This is a genomic window from Cellvibrio japonicus Ueda107 (genome assembly GCF_000019225.1).
GTDB lineage: Bacteria > Pseudomonadota > Gammaproteobacteria > Pseudomonadales > Cellvibrionaceae > Cellvibrio > Cellvibrio japonicus.
Genome location: NC_010995.1, coordinates 3,078,105 through 3,103,203, shown reverse-complemented (window position 1 = coordinate 3,103,203; position 25,099 = coordinate 3,078,105). Strand labels below are relative to the sequence as shown.

Here is a 25,099-nt window from a genome sequence, read left to right as displayed (position 1 = left end):
ATAATCCGGTCGGGCGGAAAACCGGACAAAATGGCTCGCAGTATAGGGGAAAGCTACAGGCAGGTGTTACAGTGCTGGCCTTCGGTGACATAACCGGGTGTGATAAAAATAGATTGATCCCTGGCTGCACAGAAGCTGTTCAACAGGCAGCGGTGCAGTAAAAAGCGTGGGATAGCGTCCGCAATATAGGCATTGATAATGACTTCTACTGAGCAAATTACCCTTTATTGGCACGATTATGAAACCTGGGGAGAGAGTCCGGCGATCGATCGCCCTGTGCAATTTGCCGGTGTGCGTACCGACCTTGACCTGAATATCCTGGGTGAACCGCTGACGATTTATGCGCGTCCGGCCCCGGATGTGCTTCCCAAACCGGAAGCTTGCCTGATTACCGGTATCACCCCTCAGGAGGCTGAAGCCAAAGGGGTCAGTGAGGCTGACTTTATTGCAGCGATCCACCGTGAACTGGCGCGACCCGGAACCTGTGGCGTGGGGTATAACTCCATTCGCTTTGATGATGAGGTGACCCGCTATACCCTCTACCGCAATTTCTATGATCCCTATGAGCGCGAATGGCGCAATGGCAACTCGCGCTGGGATTTGATTGATGTACTGCGCATGACGCGCGCATTGCGCCCGGAGGGAATCCACTGGCCCGATTACGAGGACGGCACACCCTGCTTTAAGCTGGAGAGGCTCACCGAGGTCAACCGGATCAGCCATGAAGCGGCCCACGATGCACTATCGGATGTGCATGCCACCATTGCCATGGCCCGCCTGCTTAAGTCACGCCAGCCCAAGCTGTATGATTATGCCTTTCGCTTGCGCGACAAACGCTTTGCAGCCAGTTTGATCGATATCGACGGGCAAAAGCCTTTGTTACATATTTCATCGCGCTTTCCTGGCCAGCAGGGCAATGCTGCCCTGGTGCTGCCCCTGGCTTACCATCCGGCAAACAAAAATTCAGTGATTGCCTTTAACCTGGCGTTCGATCCCTCACCGCTGTTGAATTTACCGGTAGATGAATTGCGCATTCGCCTGTTTACTGCCAGTGCTGATTTACCTGAGGGGGTTGAACGTTTACCTCTGAAGGAGATTCATCTTAATAAAACCCCGATGCTGGTTACCACTGCTATGGTTGATGAGACCTTGGCGCGTCGCCTGCAATTGGATATGGCGATTTGTGAGCAACACTTGCGTGCGTGGACCCAATTGACCCGTACCGAGCGTGAAGCTCTGGCTGAAAAGTTGGATGAACTGTACAGCGCCCAGGATTTCACCGGGCGCACAGACCCTGAGCAACAGCTCTATGCCGGCTTTTTCAGCGATGCTGACAAGCGCCTGATGAGCCGTGTGCGAACCTTATCTCCCGACGCCCTGGCCAAAACGGAGTGGACCTTCGAGGATAGCCGCCTTCCGGAGCTGCTGTTTCGCTATCGCGCCCGCAATTTCCCCGAGAGCCTTGACCCGGCGGAGCAGCAGCGCTGGTTCGATTTCTGTTGTGGCCGGCTTACCCGTCCTGATCAGGGCGCCAGCTTGGTATTGAGTGACTTTCGCCAGCGTATCCACGCCCTGTTGGCAGGATTGGATGTACAACCCCCCCAGCCTGATCCCATCAAAAAACGGCAGATCCTTAAGCAATTGCAGGATTATGCCGATAGCCTTGAATACCGCTATTGCCCGCAGCGGTGAGGCGGCTTCTGCGCTGTAACTGAAAATCGATAGTGATTCGGTGCACATGGCGCTAATCGGTCTATGGTTATTTAAGGGGGGAGGCGCTCTGAATCTTTTGCCTGCTGTACCCCCTTGCACAGGATTGCCTTCACCAATAACAAATAAGTATCGCCCGAGGCGATGATCAAACATACCGGAGGCCCCATGTCGGCAACATGGTCATTACGTAAAAAAATCAGTACTTCCGTTGCTTTATCTCTCTTGCTCGTTGGCTGTGCGGTGTCCTACCTTTCCTACAGCTCGGCCATGACGGCTATGGAGCAGAGTATTCGCCAGCAGGTCGGCGGTATTTCCGCTACCTTCAGCAAATATGTCACCGACTGGTTCGCGCTCAAGGGCAAGTCCCTTGAAGCTTTTCCGGCAACGGCTAACGAGGAAACCTACAATGCCCATTTGGTGCAACTGCGTATTTCGGCTGATGTCGATAACAGTTTCCTGGCGTTTTCCGACGGTCGGCTGGTGAACGCCAACAACCTGAAGATGGCTGCCGGTAACGACGATCCGCGGGTTTGGCACTGGTACATCAGCGCCATGAAAAATCCGCGTGAAACGGCTATCGAGGACCCGACCATCGCCTCGGCTACGGGCAAGAATGTGGTGTCGCTGGGCCGCGCAGTGCTGAACAGCGATGGCGGCGTCAAGGCGATCCTCGGTATCGATGTGGTGATCGAGGACATCGTCCAGCAGTTGCGCGATATAGATCTGCCAGGCAATGGTTATATGTTTATCGCGCGCAACGGCAAGGTGTTTGCCCACGCGGATGCCAAGTTGCTTAACAAGCCACTTACTGACATAGCGCCGGATTTCACCCAGGCTTTTATTGAGCGCCTGACCCACAATCGCAATGAAATTTCGCTGGTACAGCTGGGCGGCAAGACCCTGCAGGTTTTCGCCAATCCCATTCCCAAATCCAATATGGTGCTCGTGATGCTGCTGGAGCGGGAGCAGCTGACCGGGCCGGTGAAATCCACCTTGGTGGGGCAGCTTGCCGTTATCCTGGTATTGCTGCTGGTGACCATGGTGGTACTTAACTGGCTGATTGGGGTGCAGTTACAGCCTTTGCACGATGTATCGCAGTCTCTTGCTGAAATTGCATCGGGTGGTGGGAATTTGTCCAGTCGCCTGCCGGTGAAATCCCGCGATGAAGTTGGCTTGTTGGCGACTAACTTCAACTCTTTTGTAGACCACCTGGGGGATCTGGTCACCCATATTCGCGAGCAGGCCAATGAGCTGCAAACCAATGCCCGCTCCATGGCTGACAGTGCGCGCCATACGGTGGGTGAGTCCGGTTCCCAGCAACAGCAGATCGGCATGGTGGCCCAGGCCATGAACGAAATGACCAATGCCACCCAGGAAATTGCCCATCACGCCGAACATACGGCTGACTCTGTACGGGAGTCGGTGGCCAGTGCCGTCCAGGGCAAGGTGCAGGTAGATAAAACCCGCGATTCCATTGTGGTCCTGGCCGATAAGGTAGAACAGGCCAGCGGTGTTATTTCCAGCCTCAATAAAAATGCCCAGGATATCAGTGGCATCCTGGCGACTATCCAGGGCATTGCAGAGCAGACTAACCTGCTTGCACTGAACGCTGCGATTGAAGCCGCGCGTGCCGGAGAGCAGGGCAGGGGATTTGCGGTTGTCGCTGATGAGGTGCGCGTACTGTCTCAACGCACCCATGCCAGTACGGAGGAAATCCAACATATGATCGGCAGCCTGCAGGCTACAGCCCAGAATGCTGTGTCCATTATGGAAGACAGTCGGCGCCTGGCGACGGGGAGTGTGGACAACGCGGATAATGCCTCCCAGGCGTTGGATAGCATTAATAAAGTGGTTGGCACAATTAGCAGTATGGCAGTGCAGATAGCGACGGCGGCAGAAGAGCAAAGCCAGGTCGTCAAGGAAGTCCAAAACAATATGCTATCGATCAAGCACGTGGCTGATAATGCCGCTGATGCAGCAGCCAACGACGAGCAGCGTGCCAGTCGCCTGCAAAGTCTGGCGCGCGGTTTGAATGATAAGGTAGCAACCTTTCGTTTGTAGGCGCTCTTCAGGGTGACAAGGTAGCAACCTTTCGTTTGTAGGCGCTCTTCAGGGTGACGAGGATCTAGCCAATATTGTGATGAAACAGCCGGGCTGATTACCTGGCTGTTTTTCTATAGGGCTGTTGTGCAGTTTTTAAATGAGAATTATTTTTATCTGTTGGGTTTTCAACCCCTCAATCGGCAAAATAGCCTCACCAAGTGTGGGAATTTAACCGTCTTACGAGTACAATCCCGCGCCCGAGTCAGCACACAAATTACACCCTGCCACAGCGGTGGCGCCTGTCAGTGCCGATCTACTCTGTGCCCATGTCACCAGTGGATTCTTAACGAGTTTTAGTGGGAGCTCCCTATGTCGTCTATCAAGAAAGTCGTTCTGGCCTATTCCGGTGGCCTGGACACCTCGGTCATCGTTAAATGGTTACAAGAAAACTACCAGTGTGAAGTGGTGACCTTCACCGCCGATATTGGTCAGGGCGAGGAAGTTGAACCCGCGCGCGCCAAAGCCCAAGCCCTGGGCGTCAAGCAAATTTATATCGATGATTTGCGCGAAGAGTTTGTGCGCGACTTCGTATTCCCCATGTTCCGTGCCAATACCATCTATGAAGGTGAGTACCTGTTAGGTACTTCTATCGCACGCCCATTGATTGCCAAACGCTTGATTGAGATTGCCAACGAAGTGGGGGCGGATGCCATTTCCCACGGCGCTACCGGCAAGGGCAACGACCAGGTGCGCTTTGAATTGGGTGCCTATGCGCTCAAGCCGGGCATCAAGGTAATCGCCCCCTGGCGCGAATGGGATCTGACCTCGCGTGAAACCCTGATGGCCTACTGTGAAAAAAACAATATTCCGGTGGATTTCACTAAAAAGAAAAAATCGCCTTATTCCATGGACGCCAACCTGCTGCATATCTCCTATGAGGGCAAGGTGTTGGAAGACCCATGGGCTGAAGCCGAAGAGGATATGTGGCGCTGGACGGTAGCGCCTGAGGCTGCGCCGGATAAAGCGACCTACCTGGAACTCACCTACGAGAAAGGCGACATCGTAGCGATCAACGGTGAGCCTATGTCACCGGCCAGCGTATTGGCTTACCTGAACAAAGTGGGTGGTGAAAACGGGATTGGTCGTTTGGATATCGTTGAAAACCGCTACGTGGGGATGAAGTCGCGCGGCTGCTATGAAACCCCTGGCGGTACCATCATGCTGCGCGCCCACCGCGCTATAGAATCCATTACGCTCGACCGCGAAGTGGCACACCTGAAAGACAGCCTGATGCCGAAATACGCCGAGATGATCTATAACGGTTACTGGTGGAGTCCCGAGCGCAAGATGTTGCAGGCGATGATTGATGAGTCGCAGGTACACGTAAATGGCGATGTGCGGGTGAAGCTATACAAGGGTAGCGTTCACGTAGTGGGCCGCCGCTCGGCAGACAGCCTGTTCGATGAGAAAGTGGCTACGTTCGAGGATGATGCTGGCGCGTACAACCAGAAAGATGCTGAGGGTTTTATCAAGCTCAATGCCCTGCGTATGCGTATTGCCGCCAACAAAGGACGCATTCTTAAGTAACTTCCGTGCATCGGTTGTGCTGCGCATTACCGATGCAAACCGCGCACTTGATCACCTATGTGGTTAAAAGTGCATAAATAATTTGATAAATATCAAGCGTATTCTCCCCGGGGTGAGACAAAATGCCTCACCTTGAGGCAAAATGCCGCACGATTCGTGGGGTTATAGCCTCGTGAGAGAGAGAGCGGTCGCCATGCGAAACCGGCTTGATATTTACTGCAAGGCTCAATGAATGCCGCAGTAGTTGTATAGAGACACCAGGTTTTCATTTCTCTTCAAGTAATAGGAACGTCCTATGGGTAGTCATGCGACAGTAGCTGGGGATCCGCCAGCATACGACTTAGATATAGTGCGCAAGTTCGCCATTATGACCATTGTGTGGGGCATAGTGGGTATGGGGGTGGGAGTACTGATTGCCGCGCAGTTGGTATGGCCCGCACTGAATGACCTCTGGTCTCCCTATACCAGTTTTGGTCGTTTGCGTCCGCTGCACACCAACGCGGTAATCTTTGCCTTCGGTGGTTGTGCGCTTTTTGCCACCTCTTACTATGTTGTGCAACGCACCTGCCAGACCAAGCTGTTTGGCGGTTGGTTGGTGCCTTTTACCTTCTGGGGTTGGCAAGCGGTTATTGTGCTGGCGGTTATCACCCTGCCACAGGGTATGACTTCTACCAAGGAATATGCCGAGCTGGAGTGGCCGATTGATATCCTGCTGGCACTGGTGTGGATTTCTTATGCGGTAGTGTTTTTCGGAACTATCGTCAAGCGTAAAACCTCGCATATCTATGTAGCTAACTGGTTCTACGGTGGTTTTATTGTGACTGTTGCGGTACTGCACATTGTGAACAGTGCTGCAATTCCTGTGACCCTCACCAAATCCTATTCTGCCTATGCCGGTGCCGCTGATGCCATGGTGCAATGGTGGTATGGCCATAATGCGGTAGGTTTCTTCCTGACTGCCGGCTTCCTCGGCATGATGTATTACTTTGTTCCCAAGCAGGCCGGTCGCCCGGTTTACTCTTACCAGTTGTCTATCGTGCACTTCTGGGCGCTGATTTCCCTGTACATTTGGGCCGGTTCACACCACCTGCATTACTCTGCACTGCCGGATTGGACCCAGTCCCTGGGCATGGTGATGTCGCTGATCCTCCTGGCTCCCAGCTGGGGCGGTATGATCAATGGCATCATGACCCTCAACGGTGCCTGGCACAAACTGCGCACCGACCCAACCCTGCGCTTCCTGGTGGTTTCCCTGTCGTTCTACGGTATGTCTACCTTTGAAGGCCCGATGATGGCTATCAAGAATGTGAATGCGCTGTCGCACAATACTGACTGGACGGTGGGCCACGTTCACTCGGGCGCCCTGGGCTGGGTTGCGATGATCTCCATCGGTGCCGTGTACCACATGATCCCCAAACTGTTTAACCGCGAAACCATGCACAGCGTGAAGCTGATCAACCTGCACTTCTGGTTGGCTACGGTAGGTACTGTACTTTATGTCGTTGCCATGTGGATCAATGGCATCGGCCAGGGCCTGATGTGGCGTGCCTTTAATCCGGATGGTTCGCTCGCTTACAGTTTTATTGAAACCGTGGTGTTCAGTCGCGATGGTTACATCATGCGCCTGATCGGTGGTGTCTTCTTCCTGACCGGTATGCTGGTAATGGCCTACAACACCTATCGCACTATCAGTGCGGCTAAACAGGCTTCGAAAGACGAAGCTGCCACTACTGCCCAGGCTCCAGCTGTTTAAGAGGAATGCCATGAAAGGTCATGAGATAGTTGAAAAGAATATTGGTTTGATGACGATCCTGATGGTCGTTGCCATCAGTTTTGGGGGATTGGTGGAAATCGTTCCCCAGTTCTTCCTGAAAGAAACCACCGAGCCCATCGAAGGCCTCAAGCCCTTGAATGCAGTCCAGTTGGAGGGGCGTGATATCTATATCCGCGAAGGCTGCCACGTATGCCATACCCAGATGGTGCGTCCATTGCGTGCAGAAGTAGAGCGCTATGGCCATTATTCGGTTGCCGGTGAATCCGTGTATGAGCACCCTTTCCTGTGGGGCTCAAAGCGCACTGGTCCGGATCTGGCGCGTGTCGGTGGTCGTTACTCCGACGAGTGGCACAAGGTGCACCTCTATAATCCGCGTATTGTGGTTCCTGAATCCATTATGCCGGCTTACCCACACTTGTATGACAACAAGCTGGATGGCAAGCACACCGCCGCCAAAATGCGTGCACTGGCTAAAGTGGGTGTTCCTTACACCGAGGAAGACATTGCCGGGGCCGAGAAAGCTGTGAAGGGTGTCACTGAGATGGATGCCCTGGTTGCTTACTTGCAAAACCTGGGCGTATTGCTGAAAGAGAAACGCTAATGGACGCAAGTACACTCGGTGCAATCTCAACGGTATTGGTAACCCTGGCATTTTTTGGCGTGTGTTTTTGGGCATTCTCGCCCAGGCTTAAAAAGCGCTTTGAGGAAGATGCCAACTTACCTTTTGCCGATGAGCCCCCGTCAGCCGTGGACGGGCAGCAGCAAGACAACAAGCAAACTGATGATCACAAGTAATCATCGATTGAGGCGGATTTGATTATGAGTACTTTTTGGAGCCTATGGATTATTGTCCTGACAGTCACCAATCTGGTGTTGCTGTTGTGGATACTCTTTGCCAACCGCAAGCGTGCCGTTGTTGGTGATGAAAACACGGAAGCCAAGACGACCGGCCATGAATACGACGGTATTGAGGAGTATGACAATCCTCTGCCGCGCTGGTGGTTCTTTATGTTTGTTTTGACCTTTGTGTTTACGGTTTTTTATCTGGCGGCTTACCCTGGATTGGGGAGCTGGAAAGGTTTCCTGGGGTGGACATCCGTAGGTGAATTGCGCAGCCACCAAAAGGAAGCCGAGACATTGTATGCCGATACCTATGGTGCCTATGCCCAAATGCCCATCGAGGAGTTGGCGAAAAATACGGATGCCATGAAAATGGGATTCCGCCTGTTCTCCAACAACTGCGCGATTTGCCATGGTGCAGACGGTGGTGGTAACCCGGGCTTTCCCAATCTGACTGACCATGATTGGCTGTATGGCGGCACCCCGGAAAAAATCCTTGAAACCATTACCCATGGACGTGTGGCTGCCATGCCTGCGTGGGTGGGAGTCGTCGGTGAGGAGGGGATTGTTCAATTGGCCGAGTATGTGCTCAAACTCTCTGGTAGTGAGCATGATGACGTCAAGGCGGAGGCCGGTGCCAAGTTGTTCTCTGCCAACTGCGTGGTTTGCCATGGCGCAGATGGCAAGGGTAACGAAACTGTGGGAGCTCCCAACCTGACGGATGATATTTGGCTGTATGGTGGAGACCCTGCCACGATTCGCCAGACTATCCGCGATGGCCGTGCGGGTGTTATGCCTGCCCAGGGCGAACTCCTGAAACAGGATCGTATCCATTTGTTAGCAGCTTATGTGTACAGTCTGTCAATGAATGACAGTGAGTAATTACGAGGGGGGCAATCCCGGATTGCAAACCCTCCAGGGAAGGCAGGCCATGGCCTGCCTTTTTCTTTGGAGTTAATAGGGCCGGTGAGCCGGGTGGCACATGCCAGCATTGGCCTGATGAGGTAATCCCTTTGAGTGACAAACCTGCCAAGAGTGCATCTAGCTCCTCTTCCAAAGATGCGTCTATCCGTTATGTAAATCTCTACGAAGCTGACGACAAGATTTATATCAGGCGTATCACCGGTTTTTACCAGCGTTTGCGGCGTTACACCGGCATCCCCCTGATGCTCGGCTTTTTGTTGATGCCCTGGCTGGTCATTGATGGCCGCCCGGCCATGCTGTTCGATTTGCCCGAGCGCAAGTTCCACGTACTCTGGCTGACCTTCTGGCCGCAGGATGCCATGTACCTGGCCTGGCTATTGGTGATTTCCGCATTCCTGCTGTTTACCGTAACGGTCCTGGTGGGGCGTGTCTGGTGTGGCTTTACCTGCCCGCAGACGGTGTGGACACAGATGTTTATCTGGGCCGAGTTTGTGTGTGAAGGTGATCGTAACAAGCGCATCAAGCTGGATGCACAGCCATGGAACTTTGAAAAAATTTGGCGCAAAAGCGCAAAGCAAGCCATTTGGATTGCCATTTCACTTGTCACTTCCCTGACCTTTATCGGCTATTTCACACCGATTCGCGAATTGATCGTTGGTTTTTTTACCATTGATCTTGGGTTGGCGACAGCTTTCTGGGTATTTTTCTTCCTGATTGCCACTTACATGAATGCGGGTTTTATGCGCGAACAGTTCTGTAAGTACATCTGTCCTTATGCCCGCTTCCAGGCGGTGATGTATGACAAGGACACGCTGACGGTTTCCTACAATCCCTTGCGCGGTGAAAAGCGCGGGCCGCGCAAATCGGGCGATGATTACAAAGCCCAGGGCATGGGTGATTGTATTGATTGTTCCTGGTGTGTACAGGTGTGTCCGGTCGATATCGATATCCGCGATGGTTTGCAGGCGGAGTGCATTGATTGTGGTTTGTGTGTGGATGCCTGTAATAGCGTTATGGACAAGATGGGTTACGAGCGCGGTTTGATCAGCTTTACCACAGAGGACGCCATCCACAATGGTAAAACCAAGGTTTTCCGTCCCCGCCTGTTAGGCTATGGCCTGATGTTGAGCATTATGATGGGACTGTTTGTGTACTCCATTGCCACCCGGGTTCCTGTTGGTGTGGAGGCACAGCGTGATCGCGGCGTACAAATGTACCGTGTGGCCGGTGATCGCATTATCAATGTCTATACCCTCAAGATTAGTAATATGGATCGCCAAACCCATGTTTATGATGTCACTATTGAAGGGCCCCATAAATTTGGAATTGATGGTTACCGTCCGATACCTGTAGTGGAAGGTGAAGTGTTGGTGGTTCCCGTGCGGGTTGAAGTTAAAAAAGCGGATCTGAAGAAAAAGAAAACCGAGATTCGTATTCGTGCGCGCGCCAGGGATAATGCCGAAATAACCGCCTTCCATGAAACGACATTTATTGGTCCCTGATTCCCGGGTATTCGTATTTTTGAATGAGTAATCGAGTATTTCCTATGACTGAATCCATCGATGAGAATGTATTGCCCTGGTATCGCCAGTTCTGGTTTTGGTTTGTGTTTGGGCCCTTGATTTTTATCATAATCCTTTGTGGCTTTACCGTTTCCATTGCGCTTAATAATGCTGACGATGTAATCATCGATAACTACTACAAAGAAGGGCGCATGATTAACCAGACATTGGATCAGGACAAACGTGCCAAAGCCCTGGGGCTTAGTGCCGAGCTGCGTTTTGATCTGGAATCGGGTGAAGTTATCCTGCGTTTTCCGCATATCCCCGATGATGCGTCCCTGATACCGGAACAGTTGTTGTTGTTTATGAGCCACCCGGTGAAAGCATCCAGGGACCAGCCAATCCAATTGCGCGCTATGGGCGCTGGCCAGTATCACGGCGAGCTGGCAATTCGCCCTGAGTATGCCTGGTACCTCACCCTGTATCCGGTGGTGGAGTTGGCCCAGCGCAACCAGGCAGACTGGAGTCTGAGTGGTGAAATCAACTTTAGTAAAGGTGAAAGCACGCTGCTGCAACCGCGAGTTAACTAGATGGAAAACGCTCGCGACACCAGTGCGGAGTGCGCCTGTTATCACTGCGGTTTGCCTGTGCCTCCAGCCAGTTATTACCCGGTGCGTATCCAGGGCGACCTCAAACGCATGTGTTGTCCGGGATGCCAGGCGGTTGCAACGGCTATCGTCGAGGGCGGACTGGAAAGTTTTTATCAATTCCGCTCCCAGTCGAGCGAGCGACCAGATTCCGGTGAGCGTGGTCTGGCGTCGTGGAAGATCTATGACCTGCCGGAGGTTCAGAGTGAATTCGTGGTGCCTTTGGACGCAAATCTGCGCCAGGCCAATCTTTTGCTGGAAGGCATTACCTGTGCGGCGTGCAGTTGGCTGATCGAAACCCACCTGAAAAAATTCCCCGGCGTCCGATCCGTTACCGTCAATGTCAGTACCCATCGCTGTACCCTGATATGGGATGCAGATACGCCGCTCTCGACCCTGTTCGCTGCTCTTGTCGATATTGGTTATACCCCTCGTCCTGCTACCGATGAGCAGCAACAGCAGCTCATTAAAAAGGAAAACCGCATTTCGCTCATGCGTATCGGCGTTGCCGGTTTTGGCATGATGCAGGCGATGATGGTTGCGGTGGGTATGTACACGGGAGCAACGGATTTTTGGCTGGATTTCCTGCGCTGGCTGTCCATGCTGGTCGCCACACCGGTGGTGTTTTTTTCCGCCTGGCCATTTTTTCAGGCGGCCTGGCGCAGTATTCGTATGCGCCAGCTGGTGATGGATGTACCTGTTGCACTGGCAATAGGCCTGGCCTATCTGGCCAGTGTGTGGGCAACCATTACCAGCACCGGTGAGGTCTATTTTGAATCTGTCTCCATGTTCACCTTTTTCCTGTTGTTGGGGCGCTATGTGGAGTTGCGTGCGCGCCACCGCAACCGCCTGGCATTTGGTAACCTGGCGCAGCTGATGCCGCTGACAGCCTGTTGTATCCGCGAGGAAAATGGCTGTGAAATCGAGCAAAACCTGCCGTTAAAAACGCTTAATGCTGGCGATATGATCCTGGTAAAACCGGGGGAGACTTTCCCCTGCGATGGCCGTGTGTTGGCAGGGGAGAGCGCCGTGGTAGAAGCCCTGCTGACCGGGGAGTCACAGCCAGTCTCCAAAAAGCCGGGCGATATGGTAATTGCCGGCACCCTGAACCACCACAGCCCGCTAAAAGTGGAAGTCATTGCCCTGGGGGCGGCTACCCAGTTGTCAGCCATTGAGCGTATGGCATCCCAGGCTGCTGATGAAAAACCACAGCAGGTATTGATTGGCGATCGCATCGCCCGCTTTTTTATTGCCCGACTCCTGGTAGTTTGCACGGTGGTATTTGCCTTTTGGCTTTGGTACCGGCCCGGGGATGCCTTCTGGATTACCCTTTCGGTCCTGGTCGTGACCTGTCCCTGTGCCCTGGCATTGGCCATGCCGGCCGCTTTGTCGGCCGCAACAGCCAACTTGCGCCAGCGAGGCTTTCTGGTGGCACGTGGCCATGTGATTGAGACGCTGACACAAGTCAACCGGGTTATTTTTGATAAAACCGGTACTCTCACCCGCGGTAAGTTTGCAGTAGAACGGGTGATCTCCCTGGCTGATGGGGAACCGCAACACGGGCGCTTGCTGGCTCTGGCGGCTGCGCTGGAGGCCGGGTCGAACCATCCGTTAGCGATGGCCTTCCACGCCTGGCGCGACCAATGCCAGGCTGAGCAGGTAAAGCAACTGACAGCGGCGGGTGTAGAAGGCGTTATTGATGGGTTGAGATACCGTTTGGGAACCCCTGCATTTGCAGCAGAGTTGGGGAGCCTGGTTGTGCCGGATATGCCTGACGGCTATCACACCTGGTTGCTGTTGGGCTCCGAAACACAGTTGCTGGCCTGGATTGGCCTGGTCGATGAAGCGCGCGCAGAAGCAAAACCCCTGATCGAACGACTTAAAGCGCGCGGTATAGCGGTGGAATTGCTCAGTGGTGACCAGTCCGGTGCTGTAGCGCAACTGGCTGCTCATTTGGGAATAGAGACATTCCGTGCGGGTGCAACACCGGGTGACAAATTGTCGCGACTCGGCCAGTGCCAGGCAGCAGGTGATAAAGTGCTGATGGTCGGCGACGGGATTAACGATGTCCCGGTATTGGCCGGTGCGGATGTTTCCGTTGCCATGGCCTGCTCATCGGACTTGGCCCAAACCCGTGCTGATGCGGTTTTATTGAATGACCATCTACTGGTGCTGGCGGATGCCATAGCGCTTGCACACCGGACCCAGCGTGTGATCAAACAGAACTTGCGCTTCTCGCTGGTATACAATCTGTTAGCGCTGCCCCTGGCCGCTGCCGGTTTTGTACCGCCCTGGCTTGCCGCTATGGGTATGACGGCCAGTTCGCTGGTGGTTATCTTTAATGCCCTGCGCCTGAAACATTAGCTGTTAACCCTGTTGTGATTGCCCATGGAAAGTTTGTATTTTCTTGTGCCCTGCGCCCTGATCTTTATTGCCATAGCCATTAAAGTGTTTTTTTGGGCTATCAATAACGGTCAATATGACAACCTGGATACGGAGGCACACCGCATTCTGTTTGATGCCGATGACACAAAGCCTTCAGCGCCTGGAAAAACCTCCGGTTCCGCTGAGCCCCCCTCTGACAATACCTCCGTATGATGCTTGATTTACCCTCCTTGTCGGCGGCGTTTTTGCTCGGCCTCTTTAGCAGTGCCCATTGTATTGGCATGTGCGGCGGCATCATGGGAGCGCTCAGCATGGCAATCCCGGCAGATGCCAAAGGCAAGCGCTGGCTGGTGTTATTGAGCTACAACATCGGGCGTATCGCGAGTTACGCCTTGATGGGGCTTTTGGTGGGATTATTGTCGGCCCAGTTGGCTGTCTGGGGAGCCATTGGCTGGTTGCGCTGGTTGGCGGGCTTGCTCCTGATTGCCATGGGCCTGTACCTGGCTGACTGGTGGCGAGGCCTGACCTACCTGGAGGCGGGGGGGCGCTATTTATGGGCATACCTCCAGCCTATCGGCAAAACAATCATGCCAGTAGATTCTGTATCCAAAGGCGTGTTGCTGGGGGCCATCTGGGGGTGGTTGCCCTGCGGCCTGGTGTATTCGGCCCTGGTGTATGCCATGGCCCAGGGGCAAGCCCTGGCTGCAGGTGCAATCATGCTGGCCTTTGGTCTGGGAACCTTGCCATCGGTATTGGCAACAGGCATTGCTGCCCAGCAACTGGGGCGCTGGCTGCAGCGTCCGCAGGTGCGCTGGGTATTGGCGCTCTCCATTATCCTGTTTGGACTCTGGACCCTGTGGGGCGGGGGAGGCCATAGCCATCACATGGGCCATGATCACCCTTCCAGCCATGAACATCACCATCCGTCATCCTCTGCATCCTCAACGGAGTCCAGTGCTCCGAACACGCTGGACCATGGCGCCCATCACCACCATCACTAAAGGGTGACCGGCCTCCCACCCCGATCATGGGGGGAGAGGCAAATTCCCCAACTCTTTACAGCATGTGTTAAGGATGTCGTGGTAATTTAGAGCCTCGCCCCTTTGTGTGGGGCTCTTTCCAACCAGTGTGAGAGCGATTGATGCAGATGATGTTTCGTGCAGGTCTGATGTTTAGCCTGTGGTGTTGCCTGGTACCGGTACGGGCGGAAACTGATGCTTCTGTGCAGGATGCAGACGCAAGTTGTACGCCATTCAACGGTATGCGTGAAAAAATCGCTGACGCCGGCGATACCCGGATCAAGACCACCCTGTTCCGCGGATTGGAAGGAAAACGTATCCGCCAGATTGGGTTCAAAACCATTTCTGTATTTGATCCGGAAGATCCGCGCGACAGCCACCAGCTTTATCTCTGGTTAAACAAGCTCCATATCAATACCCGCCCGAGTGTTATTCGCGCCCAATTATTGTTCGAAGAAGGCGGGTCATTAAAAATAGAGGAAATAGAAGAAAGTGAACGTATTCTGCGTTCGCGCTCCTACCTGACCAATGCCTACATAGTGCCTGTGACGGTGTGTGACGACCAGGTGGATTTGCTGGTCGTGACCCAGGATGCCTGGGCGCTGGAACCCCAGTTTTCCGTCAGCCGTGAGTCCGAGGATACCAAAACCGGTTTTGCCATTTCCGATGGCAATATTCTGGGGACTGGCAATAGCCTCACCATCAGTTATGCAGAATCCGACAAGCGCAACCTGGTGGGTTACAACTTAACTAACCCGCATATTTTCAACTCCCAAATCAGTACTCGCCTGTACTACGCGGATACCACCGATGGCCGCAATTCGATGGTAAAAATTGAAAAGCCTTTCCATGCCCTGGCTACCCCCTGGGCGGCGGGTATGCATGTGGAAGAGTTGGCTCTGACCAACGACATTCGCTACCGCGATGAGCAAATCAACGAATACCAGCATTTTTCCCGGTTTAACCAGGTTTATGCCGGTTTGGCTAGCGATGTGAATTCGCATTATACCCAGCGCTGGTTGGTGGGGTTTTCCCAGGAGGAAGATGAATTCGCCGCAACGGCAGAAACGACCATGGGAATACCACAGGATCGCAATGCGACCTATTCCTGGGTTGAATACCAATACCTGGACAATCGTTTCGGCGTTTTTAAAAATGTTAACCAAATCCAGCGCGCCGAGGATATCTCACTGGGTAAAACCCTTAGCCTGCGCCTGGGGTATGGTCCTTCAGATTGGGACAACCCTGGGGAGGTAGTGCGCTATATCGCCAGTTATACGCAGATGATTGATATACAGGATCTGCATTTGTTTGAACTTGGCTTTTCAGTCAATGGTCGCCAATATGCAGAACTGGATGATGTCAGCAGCCAGGTTTTGAGTTCCACCATTTCCTACAACTATTTCCACGATGAAAAAAATCGCTGGTATTTCAGCGTAAATTATTCCCAGGGAAACAAGCTGGCGCAGTTTGAGGAACTGACTGTAGGGGATATCACCGGCCTGCGTGGCTACCCGACAGATTTCCAGCGCGGTAACCGCCGTTATGTATTTACCGCAGAGCGCCGCTATTTTTCCGATCTGCACTTATTCAGCCTTTTGCGTGTTGGCGCTGTGGCTTTTTTTGATATGGGCAAAGCCTGGGGGCTTCCGGAATACGGTGAGAGCCAGTTGCTCAGTAACGTCGGTATTGGTTTAAGGCTTAGCTCCAGTCGCGTCAAAATAGGCACAGTCGCACGCCTGGATATTGCGACGCCCCTGGTACAGCGCAATGGTATCAGCGAATACCAGGTGACCATTGGCGGCGCGACTAAGTTTTAATACGGACGCAGGCAACTTTATAATAGTGTTGTAACCAGTCTATCGATCGCTGTAAAAACCAGCCGATAGTTTGCTTGTATGTTTAGAATGATATTGTCGTGTTAGTGAGTGAGGTAACCATGCGTTTATTACACACCATGCTGCGTGTCGGCAACCTGGAAAAATCCCTGGAGTTTTATACCCGGGTTCTGGGCATGACCTTGTTGCGCCAACAGGACTACCCCGAAGGCCAGTTTACCCTGGCATTTATCGGCTATGGTGAAGAGTCTACCCACACCGTCATTGAGCTGACGTACAACTATGGTGTAGAAAAATACGAGTTGGGCACTGCCTACGGTCATATCGCTATAGGTTGTGACGATGTGTACGCTACCTGTGAAAAAATCCGAGCTGCCGGTGGAAAAATTGTGCGTGAACCCGGCCCAATGAAACACGGCACCACGATTCTTGCCTTTGTTGAAGACCCGGATGGTTATCGGGTTGAGTTGTTGGGTATAAAATAAAATTATTGCTGCTTTAAAAATGGTATATGTATGACATATGGGTGGGGCTATATCGCCAATTCCTGAGGTAAGGGCAATCCTTATTTTTCAAAATATAAGAATATTGGCGTTGAATACGTATTCAGTTGCGTACTTTTTTTAGGCAGTGCAATCTGCCGGCGTCTGTCTCTGGCGAGTTAAGGCGCTTCATATCAGGGGACGAATATTGATTGTTATGGAAAATATTATGAAAAAATTTTTTCTTTTGTCGTTGTTTTTGATCATTACTCTTGTATCCCCGGCCAAAGCCAATTTTATTGCACCTACCTATAGTACTTCCGGGACATACACCATTGATTGGACATTCAATGCTACCTCATCATGTAATGGCGGCAGCTACACGTACCCCTATAAAATTCAGGAGCTGAACACTTCAGGCCAACTTTTGCGTGAAGTAGGGCTTCAGACAAAACCGTTTAATGTTCAGTCTAATCCCACCGGCACCTATACCTATAAATTGTGGACATATTTGTGCTCACCTTCCGGTAATACGTATTACTACCGTGGTGAAGTGACCGTGCAGGTAAACCCTAAGCCATCCGCACCCGGTATGTTAACGGCCACATTGACTGCCCCGAGTATTTCCCTTACCTGGACGAAGCCGCCAGAGCCTTTTACTTACTACCAAATCCAGAGAAATGGCGTATCAATAGCAACACCGTCGAATACCGTCACGGCTTATACCGATTCAAATCCCGTGGTGGGTGCCAACACCTACAGCATACGTGCCTGTACCACGACAACGTCTGGTTGTTCGGACGCAAGAACGTCCAACACGATTACGGTAACGTCCCAAACCCCGGTGGGGGCATTAAGCCCGGAATTAACCAACGGTGTTGTCAACAGCGCGCCTATCACCGGTAAGCCAAGTACATTTGTCGGTTCTGTGGCCGGTGAATTCCGCGTGAATGAATCCGGCGCGGCAACCTATAACGTTGCTATCAACATGCCGGACGGTGTGGCCGGTGTTAAACCGCAAGTGAATATCGGTTATTCCAGCCAGGCGGATAATGGTCTGCTCGGCAAGGGTTGGAATATGGGTGGCCTGGGTAGCATTAGCCGCTGTCGCCAAACCTTATCGCAAGATGGTGTTGCCAGGCCCATTACCTGGACGGCTAACGATAGGTATTGTCTGGATGGCCAGCGGTTGATGCTGACATCCGGTACCTATGGCCAACCGGGCAGTGTTTATAAAACAGAAATAGAAACCTTTGTAACGGTTACCGCCGTGGGAGGCACCAGCGGTAACCCGGATTATTTTATAGCGGTAGCCAAAGATGGCTCCAAAACCACTTATGGTGATATTGGTACGGCTGCTTCAGAAGTGGCGACTGCCAGTGGGGTCATGAGCTGGAATATCAGCAAATTTGAAGACAGTGTGGGCAATCCGATTAATTACCTCTATGAAGGTAATGCAAATGATGGACATCGGATTAAGGAAATTTACTACGCCTACGGCACCAGCAAAAGTTTGTATAACCACAATGCCAAGATGGTATTTACCTATGAGGATCGCAATGACTGGACGAGCGGCTATGTTGCAGGATACTTATTTACCAATAGCAAACGCCTGAAAAAAATAACGACTTACAATGGCAGTCATGTGTTTCGCGATTACACGCTGGGTTACGACTACGCGCCCGCCGCAATCGGTGCATACAGCCGGGTCAAAAGTATTACGGAATGCGCCAATACATCGGGCACAGTTTGCTATCCGGCGACCACATTTAGCTGGCACGAGAATGCGGCTGTAAATTTCAACACGGCTCTTGTGGACAGAAATTTTGGTAATAACTCCACTATAACCAATTACGCCTTCCTGGATGTGAATGGCAATGGTGTATTGGATTATGTGTGGTCGGAATATAGTAATTTTGGCATTACCACTATTTATTATATTTTAGATGCTGCAAATACAGGTTCTGCTTCCAGCTCAGTCAAAACCTTGTTTAATTACTCAAATAGTGCTGTCGCGCCTAAATTCGAAGTGATTGATTACAACGGTGATGGTCATCAGGATTTGATGGTTTACGATCCGGGTGCACAGCAGTGGAAGCTGTATTTATCGGTGCCGAATCAAGCGGGATGGCATTTGCAATACCATAGCATATTGCCTTTCACTGGTCCCAATATTGTGGTGGGCGATATTAATTCGGATGGTTTGGCTGATGTCACTGAGCTAAATGGTACTGGTTCAAGAAAACTTTACACACTTGAGCCTCGGCCGGGTGCTGCAGTAACCAGCAATACCTATTATCAGTTTGGCTCACCTGTCGATTATCAGTTCACTGGGACGCCAGCATCTTCCCCTATCACGAGTTTTGCGACCTTAAGCCTTTCTTCAAAAAATGTGAGCTTCGGCGATTTTAATGGTGATGGAAAAGTCGATATCGCACTTAATGTATACCATGCGGTTTATTCCCATGCGGTTGGCAGGAATATTATTTATTCAGAATTCAGGGTTTATGTTGCGGATGGTGATAACCAGTTTGTGTACTATGCGAAGCCGGTCGATTATGCAGAAGGCGAGAGGGTTGTATCCCAGGTGCAGAGCGCCGATATTAACGGTGATGGATTGTCGGATATTCTCTATAAAAAAACAGCCAATGGCAGATGGTATTACCGCTTAAGTACGGGGGCGGGGTTTTCTGCGGAAGTCTTGTTATCTGACATTCCGGCAGGGTTGGAGGGGGTTGGCTTACAGGAGCCGGTATTTGCCGATATTAACAGCGATGGCTACCTTGACCTTGTCTGGCGCCAAGCCAGAGCGGGTTACACCTATAACCCCATATCGATTAAATACTGGAATCCCAAAACCTCGGCATTTAATGCATGGCAGATGTTGGAAACCACGACCAGTAATGATCTCACCTATATTTATGCCGATGCCAATGGTGATACCTGGGTAGATCGAATTACCTGGGGTAAAAAATCAGGCTACAGTAATTTAGCGGTCAGCAAAAAGAGTGGCAGCACATCGCTTGATTTAATCTATGGCATCACCGATGGCTTTGGTAATTACACCAGTGTTCACTATGAGCCGCTTAGTCAATCGGCACATTATTTACCCATTGGCGATATAAAAATTACCGGTGACACCAAGCAGGTTTGTACACCGGTGTATAGCTATGTTGCGAGCAACACACCTCCGGTGACGCTCATCGGCGAGAGTTGCTCGAATGTGACCTCCTATAACATTAATACAGATGACTATTATCGCCAGGTGAATAATCCCTTTGCCGGTCTAACCCATAACAACCTGGTAAACGCCCCCGTATTGGAAACAATAGGCGGAATGCCAATTGTTACTAAAGCCTCGTCGAGTTTACATGCGACTAGTTCCGCCAGTCCCGGTAGCGCCTCATCAAAAACCAGCAGTATCAGTTATTACTACAAGCATCTGCGTATGCAGGCTGCGGGCAGGGGGATGCTGGGTTTTGCCGAGCTGAAAACCGTTGATATGCAAACCGGCATTACCACAGAAACCAAATACCGCCAGGATTGGCCGTATATCGGTTCACCGGCTGAAACCATTACCAAAACCCACGATGGCAAGGTGCTGGGCCATGCCACCAATAAATGGAACCGGAAAACCTACGCCACCAGTACCAGCAAGCGTTACCAGCCCTATGTTGAACAAACCGTTGAGCGCACTTATGCCTTAAACACGGACGGCTCTGTGGGGACAACCCCTCTGCAAACGGTAACCACGGATACGCAAATGGCGGCGGATGAATACGGTAATGTCAGCCGGATCACCGTGACAACGGCAGGTGGCGGGCAGACACTGGTGCAGCAAACGGACAATGTCTACTTTACCGGCGCCTGGGAAAGGCAAATGGGGCGCCTGGAACGCTCCACAGTGACTACAACCCGCAACGGCGTTGCCGATACCAGTCGCACAGTACGTTTTGAATACCATCAATCGGCACCGCACAGGGGTTTGCTCGCCAAGGAAGTGGTGGCAGAAGGCACCGCCGATCAGTTGGTGACGAGTTATGTTTACGATGCCTTCGGTAATAAAACCGAGGTGAGTGTCACGGGTAAAGCCAGCAGCACCCTGACCCAAACCCGTAAGACGACTTACCAATACGACAGCATCGGCCGCTATGTCAACGCGACCCTGAATAACCTGAACCATACGGCCAGTGTGACGGCGCGTGATCCGGTAACCGGCGCACCGACCAAGGTCAAGGATGCCAACGACGTCACTGCCGATGTTTATTACGACGATATGGGTGCTGAGTATCTGCGCAGCGATGCCAGCGGCGCCTGGTCGAGGACAGATATTGCCGCCTGTACTACCTATGTCGGTGTCTCTGTCCAGTGCCCTGCAGGTGCCAAATTCTATCGACTCAAACGTGTGGCAGGCGGTGGCCGGAGCATTGACTACCTGGATGGTGTGGGGCGTGTACTGCGCGCTGCCACGGTCGGTTTTGATGGCCACTGGGTTTACACCGACAGCGAATACGACATCCTGGGGCGCTTGAAACACCAGAGCACGCCTTACTTTGAATCCGGCTCACCGCTAGGTTGGACTACCTATCACTATGATCGCTTGGGTCGCGTGGAATCGGTCAAGGCGCCGGATGGTTCCTTATCAAGCAGTCGTTACCACGGCTATGAAACCACCATCACTAATGCGCTGCTGCAAACCCGGACAGAAACCCGCAATGGCCTGGGCCAGCTTATCGGTGTGCGCGATCACCTGGGCGGCACTATCACCTATACCTACAACAGCAAGGGCGACCTGTTAACGGCGACTACCGATGACTCGCCCAATGCCTCCCCCAATGTGGCCCCGGTTACCGTGACCCTGTGTTACGACACCCTGGGGCGCAAGGTGGCTATGCACGACCCTGACAAGGGCGGTTTTAAAACCACCGGCACCGTGAGCTGCAATAACGCCAGCACCACAAATGGTTGGTGGCTCTACAAATACAATGCCTTTGGTGAGCTGACGGAACAGTCCGGCCCGGTAGGCACCAGCAGCATGACCTATGATGCACTGGGTCGTATGACTACCCGCAAAGACTTCAAGGCGGGTGTGTTGGATGGCAATACTGCCTGGTTCTATGATGCGCCCCTGGGCGGTACGGTCAGCGCAACAACCAAAGGTAAGCTCACTGCCGTCATTATGAATAAAGTGAATGCCACTATCGCCAATGCACAAACAAGCTGTGGCGGCAGCAATCACTGTGTCCAGACGCAATATGATTCAAAGAGTCGCCCCGAAATCACTTTTACCCATTTACCGGATGGCTCGGACTACATCACCAGCGTTAAGTACGACAGCATTGGCCGCGCCTATGAAACGCGCGATGTATTGCAATCGGTGTTCGCCGACAGCGGTGTGCAAACCCAATACAACGCCTATGGTTATGTCTACCGCACAGTGGATGTTGCCCCACGCGATGGTTCACGCGGTGTACTCAGCACCATCCTGGAGATGAATGAACGCGGCCAGGTCACCCGTGAAACGCGCGGCAATGGTGCGGTGACGGTAAATACCTACAATCCCTACACCGGCTTACTGAGCAAGCAGCAAGCCACGGTGACAGGCTTGCGCGACATCCAGCACAACACCTACGACTGGGATACCGTCGGTAACCTCAGGTACCGCATTACCGCCGGCGCCAGGATTGGCAGCGGCACATCCAAAGCCAAAGAAGAAGGCTTCTGTTACGACGGCCTCAACCGCTTGGTCGCCACCTTGCCGAGCCGTACCCCTGCGTGTGGTGGAGCCCCGGATATTAAGTACGATGGCTTGGGCAACATCACCTACAAAAAAGACGTGGGGAATTATGTATACGACCGTGTCAACGGCGGTGCCCATGCGGTCACCTCGGTAAATGGTGTGGCGTATCGGTACGACAACAACGGCAATGTGATCAGCGGCGATGGACGCAGTTTTGAATACACCAGTTATGACATGGCCAGCAAAATCAGTAAGGATGCCAATAACTATGCTGAATTCAGTTACGGCCCGGATCGCGCCCGTTGGCAACGGATAGATAAAAAAGGTTCAACCATAACCACCACCACTTACCTGGGTAATATCGAACGCATTGCCACCAATAACTCGACCGTGGTGGAATGGAAGCGAACAGTCGGCGGCGCCGTCCATACCTACCGAACTGTCAACAATGTGTTACAAGCCAACGGCTCAGATAAAAAATACCTCTACGTTGACCACCTGGGTTCAGTGGATGCCATTACCGATGGTACCGGCAAAGTCACCCACTCCATGAGTTTTGATGCTTGGGGCGCAAGGCGCAGCGGAGAGGATTGGTCAGCGCAAACCATCAGCCAGGTAATCAGTAGCTTAAGCCTCACCGGCTTTACCCAGCCTATTACTACCCGTGGCTACACTGGTCATGAAATGGTGGATGATATGGGTATCATCCATATGAACGGGCGGATTTACGATGCACGTATTGCACGTTTCCTACAGGCTGATCCGTTTATTCAGGCCGCGACCAATACGCAGAGTTACAACCGCTATTCTTACGTATTAAATAATCCATTAAACGCGACCGATCCAAGTGGATATTTCTTCAAGAAGCTGTGGAATAAGATCCGACCATTTGTGGGAGCCATTGTTGGTGTTGTGTTGGCGGCGTATTGCCCTCCATGCACAGCGAGCATATGGGGAGCGATGGGGGCAGGAGCAGCCGCTGGAGCAGCGGGTGCGGCAGCAAATGGTGGGAATATTTTGCGGGGCGCCTTGACTGGAGCAGTGAGTGGAGCGGCTTTCTTTAGTGTAGGGGCTGCATTTCAAGGTGCAGAGGGTAGCGGTAACTTTTTGGGGAGTGGGCTTAAAGCAGCGGACTTTGGCCTTAAGGTATTTGCGCATGGAATTGTTGGTGGTGTCATGTCGGTATTGCAGGGAGGCAAATTTGGTCATGGGTTTGCATCGGCAGGGGTTACGCAAGCGTTTGCTGGAGGTATCGACAGGATTGGTGGTAGTAAGTTTAGTTCCAGCTACTTTGATGCAGGCAACCGCGCACTGAGAATTACGGCGGCGGCGATTGTAGGGGGAACAGCATCGACGTTGTCTGGCGGTAAGTTTGCGAATGGGGCGATGACGGGGGCTTTCTCAAGGGCATTTAATGATGAGGCATTAGCACATAAGATAGAAAATAGCGAAGACCCTGTTGTCGATCTTATTAAGAAAAGAATGTCTGGATACTCGAAAAAAGATTTAAGAAAGATGGAGGTTGGGATACTGGTTTATCGAAATGGTGAAGGTGCGCTAGAAGCACTGACCGTAGAGGGTAGGCACACTAGTGTCAATCTGGGTCCACTTTATGGGATGGCTCAGGAATTAGGCGCTATTGAATATGTTGCTGAATTTCATTCTCATCCGACAACGGGAGGTTCTTATAGTATGAGTCCTGACGATGTGGCTGGAGCATATTCTACGGCTAAACAGATAACCAGATCGTCGCCGAATTATCGGGCATTTTTCTCTGATCCTAAAGGGCGCATATTCGAGTGGGATGCATCGATATCAAACACTGGACAAGCTAATAGAACACGAAAAGAGGTAGGAAGTTTATGGTAATAAAATCATTTTTTGTATTGCTTTTGTGCGTACTGGTGAATTGTGTAAAGGCTGGTGGTGTTGAATATGTGGAAACTAAAAGGATTTATACGCCTACCCCTTTTGTACCCAGTATGATGTTGTTTTCAGTAAATTATATGCTGAACAATGATATGTTTGAGCTGAATAAGTTTGAGTTTTATAACTCTTATATGGATCATGGCCGATTGCTTACTGTGGATAAGCTTGCTGTTGATGAATATAAGCGTCTAGGTGAGCAATGTTCGAAAAATCAAAATAATGAGTTGAGTGCTAAAGCTCTTTCAGCATGTGGCCGTGTTGTGGCCGCATTGTACGTCGAGTCACATAATATTGTGCCTCAAACTTTCGGTTTTAAAACCGTAATCCTTGAAGTGGTTCCTGACTTAAAAAATGGAGCGTTTTTCTTTATTAAAGATGGGGATAGAGTACATCTTAATCGAGCATCTGATTTTGGTATAAAGAAAAATAAACGCTATCTTGTTGAGATGAATTTAAGTTCTTATGGAGATTATGATTTAAGGGAGGTTGGGGTTCCATTCAATTATGAGGCCTACTTGATAAGTGTTAAAAAAATTAAGTAGCAATAATAAAAATGGATATTTTTTGAGTTGTTTTGTGTTACTTAAACGAAATAGTTTTTATGGCTGAGTGTAGATAACGATACACATATTGTCTTCTTTCTACAGGCTAATCCGTTTATTCAGGCCGCGACCAA

At 51.7% G+C, this 25,099-nt stretch carries 16 protein-coding genes; all 16 read left to right on the top strand.

Going from position 1 to position 25,099, the window contains the following annotated elements; all coding sequences use genetic code 11:
- The first annotated feature begins 198 nt into the window (after window positions 1-198).
- The 16 genes from sbcB to CJA_RS12665 all read left to right on the top strand — a co-directional run bounded on the left by sbcB (window position 199) and on the right by CJA_RS12665 (window position 24,965).
- A complete protein-coding gene (sbcB, locus tag CJA_RS12740) occupies window positions 199-1,692 on the top strand; it encodes an exodeoxyribonuclease I (protein ID WP_012488232.1) in 1,494 nt (497 codons plus the stop codon).
- 186 nt (window positions 1,693-1,878) lie between these two features.
- The gene (locus tag CJA_RS12735) at window positions 1,879-3,774 is read left to right on the top strand and encodes a methyl-accepting chemotaxis protein (RefSeq protein ID WP_012488231.1); all 1,896 of its coding nucleotides are present in this window, start codon (window positions 1,879-1,881) and stop codon (window positions 3,772-3,774) included.
- A 351-nt stretch (window positions 3,775-4,125) separates the two neighbouring features.
- A complete protein-coding gene (locus tag CJA_RS12730) occupies window positions 4,126-5,343 on the top strand; it encodes an argininosuccinate synthase (protein WP_012488230.1) in 1,218 nt (405 codons plus the stop codon).
- A gap of 295 nt (window positions 5,344-5,638) precedes the next feature.
- Window positions 5,639-7,096 carry a cytochrome-c oxidase, cbb3-type subunit I gene (gene ccoN / locus CJA_RS12725; RefSeq protein ID WP_012488229.1) on the top strand — a complete coding sequence of 486 codons (1,458 nt, stop codon included), beginning with the start codon at window positions 5,639-5,641 and terminating at the stop codon, window positions 7,094-7,096.
- A gap of 10 nt (window positions 7,097-7,106) precedes the next feature.
- Entirely contained in the window at window positions 7,107-7,718 is a 612-nt protein-coding gene (ccoO, locus tag CJA_RS12720; protein WP_012488228.1) for a cytochrome-c oxidase, cbb3-type subunit II, read from the top strand.
- A complete protein-coding gene (locus tag CJA_RS12715; RefSeq protein WP_012488227.1) occupies window positions 7,718-7,912 on the top strand; it encodes a CcoQ/FixQ family Cbb3-type cytochrome c oxidase assembly chaperone in 195 nt (64 codons plus the stop codon). Before ccoO ends, CJA_RS12715 begins: the two co-directional genes overlap by 1 nt.
- Window positions 7,913-7,936: 24 nt before the next feature.
- The gene (gene ccoP / locus CJA_RS12710) at window positions 7,937-8,839 is read left to right on the top strand and encodes a cytochrome-c oxidase, cbb3-type subunit III (protein WP_187422469.1); all 903 of its coding nucleotides are present in this window, start codon (window positions 7,937-7,939) and stop codon (window positions 8,837-8,839) included.
- Window positions 8,840-8,970: 131 nt separating this feature from the next.
- Window positions 8,971-10,383, top strand: a complete 1,413-nt coding sequence (gene ccoG / locus CJA_RS12705; protein WP_012488225.1) for a cytochrome c oxidase accessory protein CcoG — start codon at window positions 8,971-8,973, stop codon at window positions 10,381-10,383.
- Window positions 10,384-10,427: 44 nt separating this feature from the next.
- Window positions 10,428-10,973 (top strand): FixH family protein, encoded by a 546-nt coding sequence (locus tag CJA_RS12700; RefSeq protein ID WP_041551514.1) that lies wholly within the window; start codon window positions 10,428-10,430, stop codon window positions 10,971-10,973.
- Complete coding sequence (locus CJA_RS12695) at window positions 10,974-13,394, top strand: heavy metal translocating P-type ATPase (protein WP_012488223.1); 2,421 nt, start codon at window positions 10,974-10,976, stop codon at window positions 13,392-13,394. It begins immediately after the preceding gene.
- Window positions 13,395-13,418: 24 nt separating this feature from the next.
- Window positions 13,419-13,628: a cbb3-type cytochrome oxidase assembly protein CcoS gene (gene ccoS, locus CJA_RS12690; protein WP_041551513.1), complete on the top strand. Its 210-nt coding sequence runs from the start codon at window positions 13,419-13,421 to the stop codon at window positions 13,626-13,628.
- Entirely contained in the window at window positions 13,625-14,416 is a 792-nt protein-coding gene (locus CJA_RS12685) for a sulfite exporter TauE/SafE family protein (protein ID WP_012488221.1), read from the top strand. Before ccoS ends, CJA_RS12685 begins: the two co-directional genes overlap by 4 nt.
- A gap of 146 nt (window positions 14,417-14,562) precedes the next feature.
- Window positions 14,563-16,254 carry a BamA/TamA family outer membrane protein gene (locus CJA_RS12680; RefSeq protein WP_148726211.1) on the top strand — a complete coding sequence of 564 codons (1,692 nt, stop codon included), beginning with the start codon at window positions 14,563-14,565 and terminating at the stop codon, window positions 16,252-16,254.
- Window positions 16,255-16,373: 119 nt separating this feature from the next.
- Complete coding sequence (gene gloA, locus CJA_RS12675) at window positions 16,374-16,757, top strand: lactoylglutathione lyase (protein ID WP_012488219.1); 384 nt, start codon at window positions 16,374-16,376, stop codon at window positions 16,755-16,757.
- A 226-nt stretch (window positions 16,758-16,983) separates the two neighbouring features.
- On the top strand, window positions 16,984-24,363 hold the full coding sequence (locus tag CJA_RS12670; RefSeq protein ID WP_012488218.1) for an RHS repeat-associated core domain-containing protein: 7,380 nt from the start codon (window positions 16,984-16,986) through the stop codon (window positions 24,361-24,363).
- Window positions 24,357-24,965, top strand: coding sequence for a hypothetical protein (locus CJA_RS12665; protein ID WP_041551511.1), 609 nt, complete (start codon window positions 24,357-24,359; stop codon window positions 24,963-24,965). The genes CJA_RS12670 and CJA_RS12665 overlap by 7 nt, the downstream gene beginning before the upstream one ends.
- Window positions 24,966-25,099: the final 134 nt, after the last annotated feature.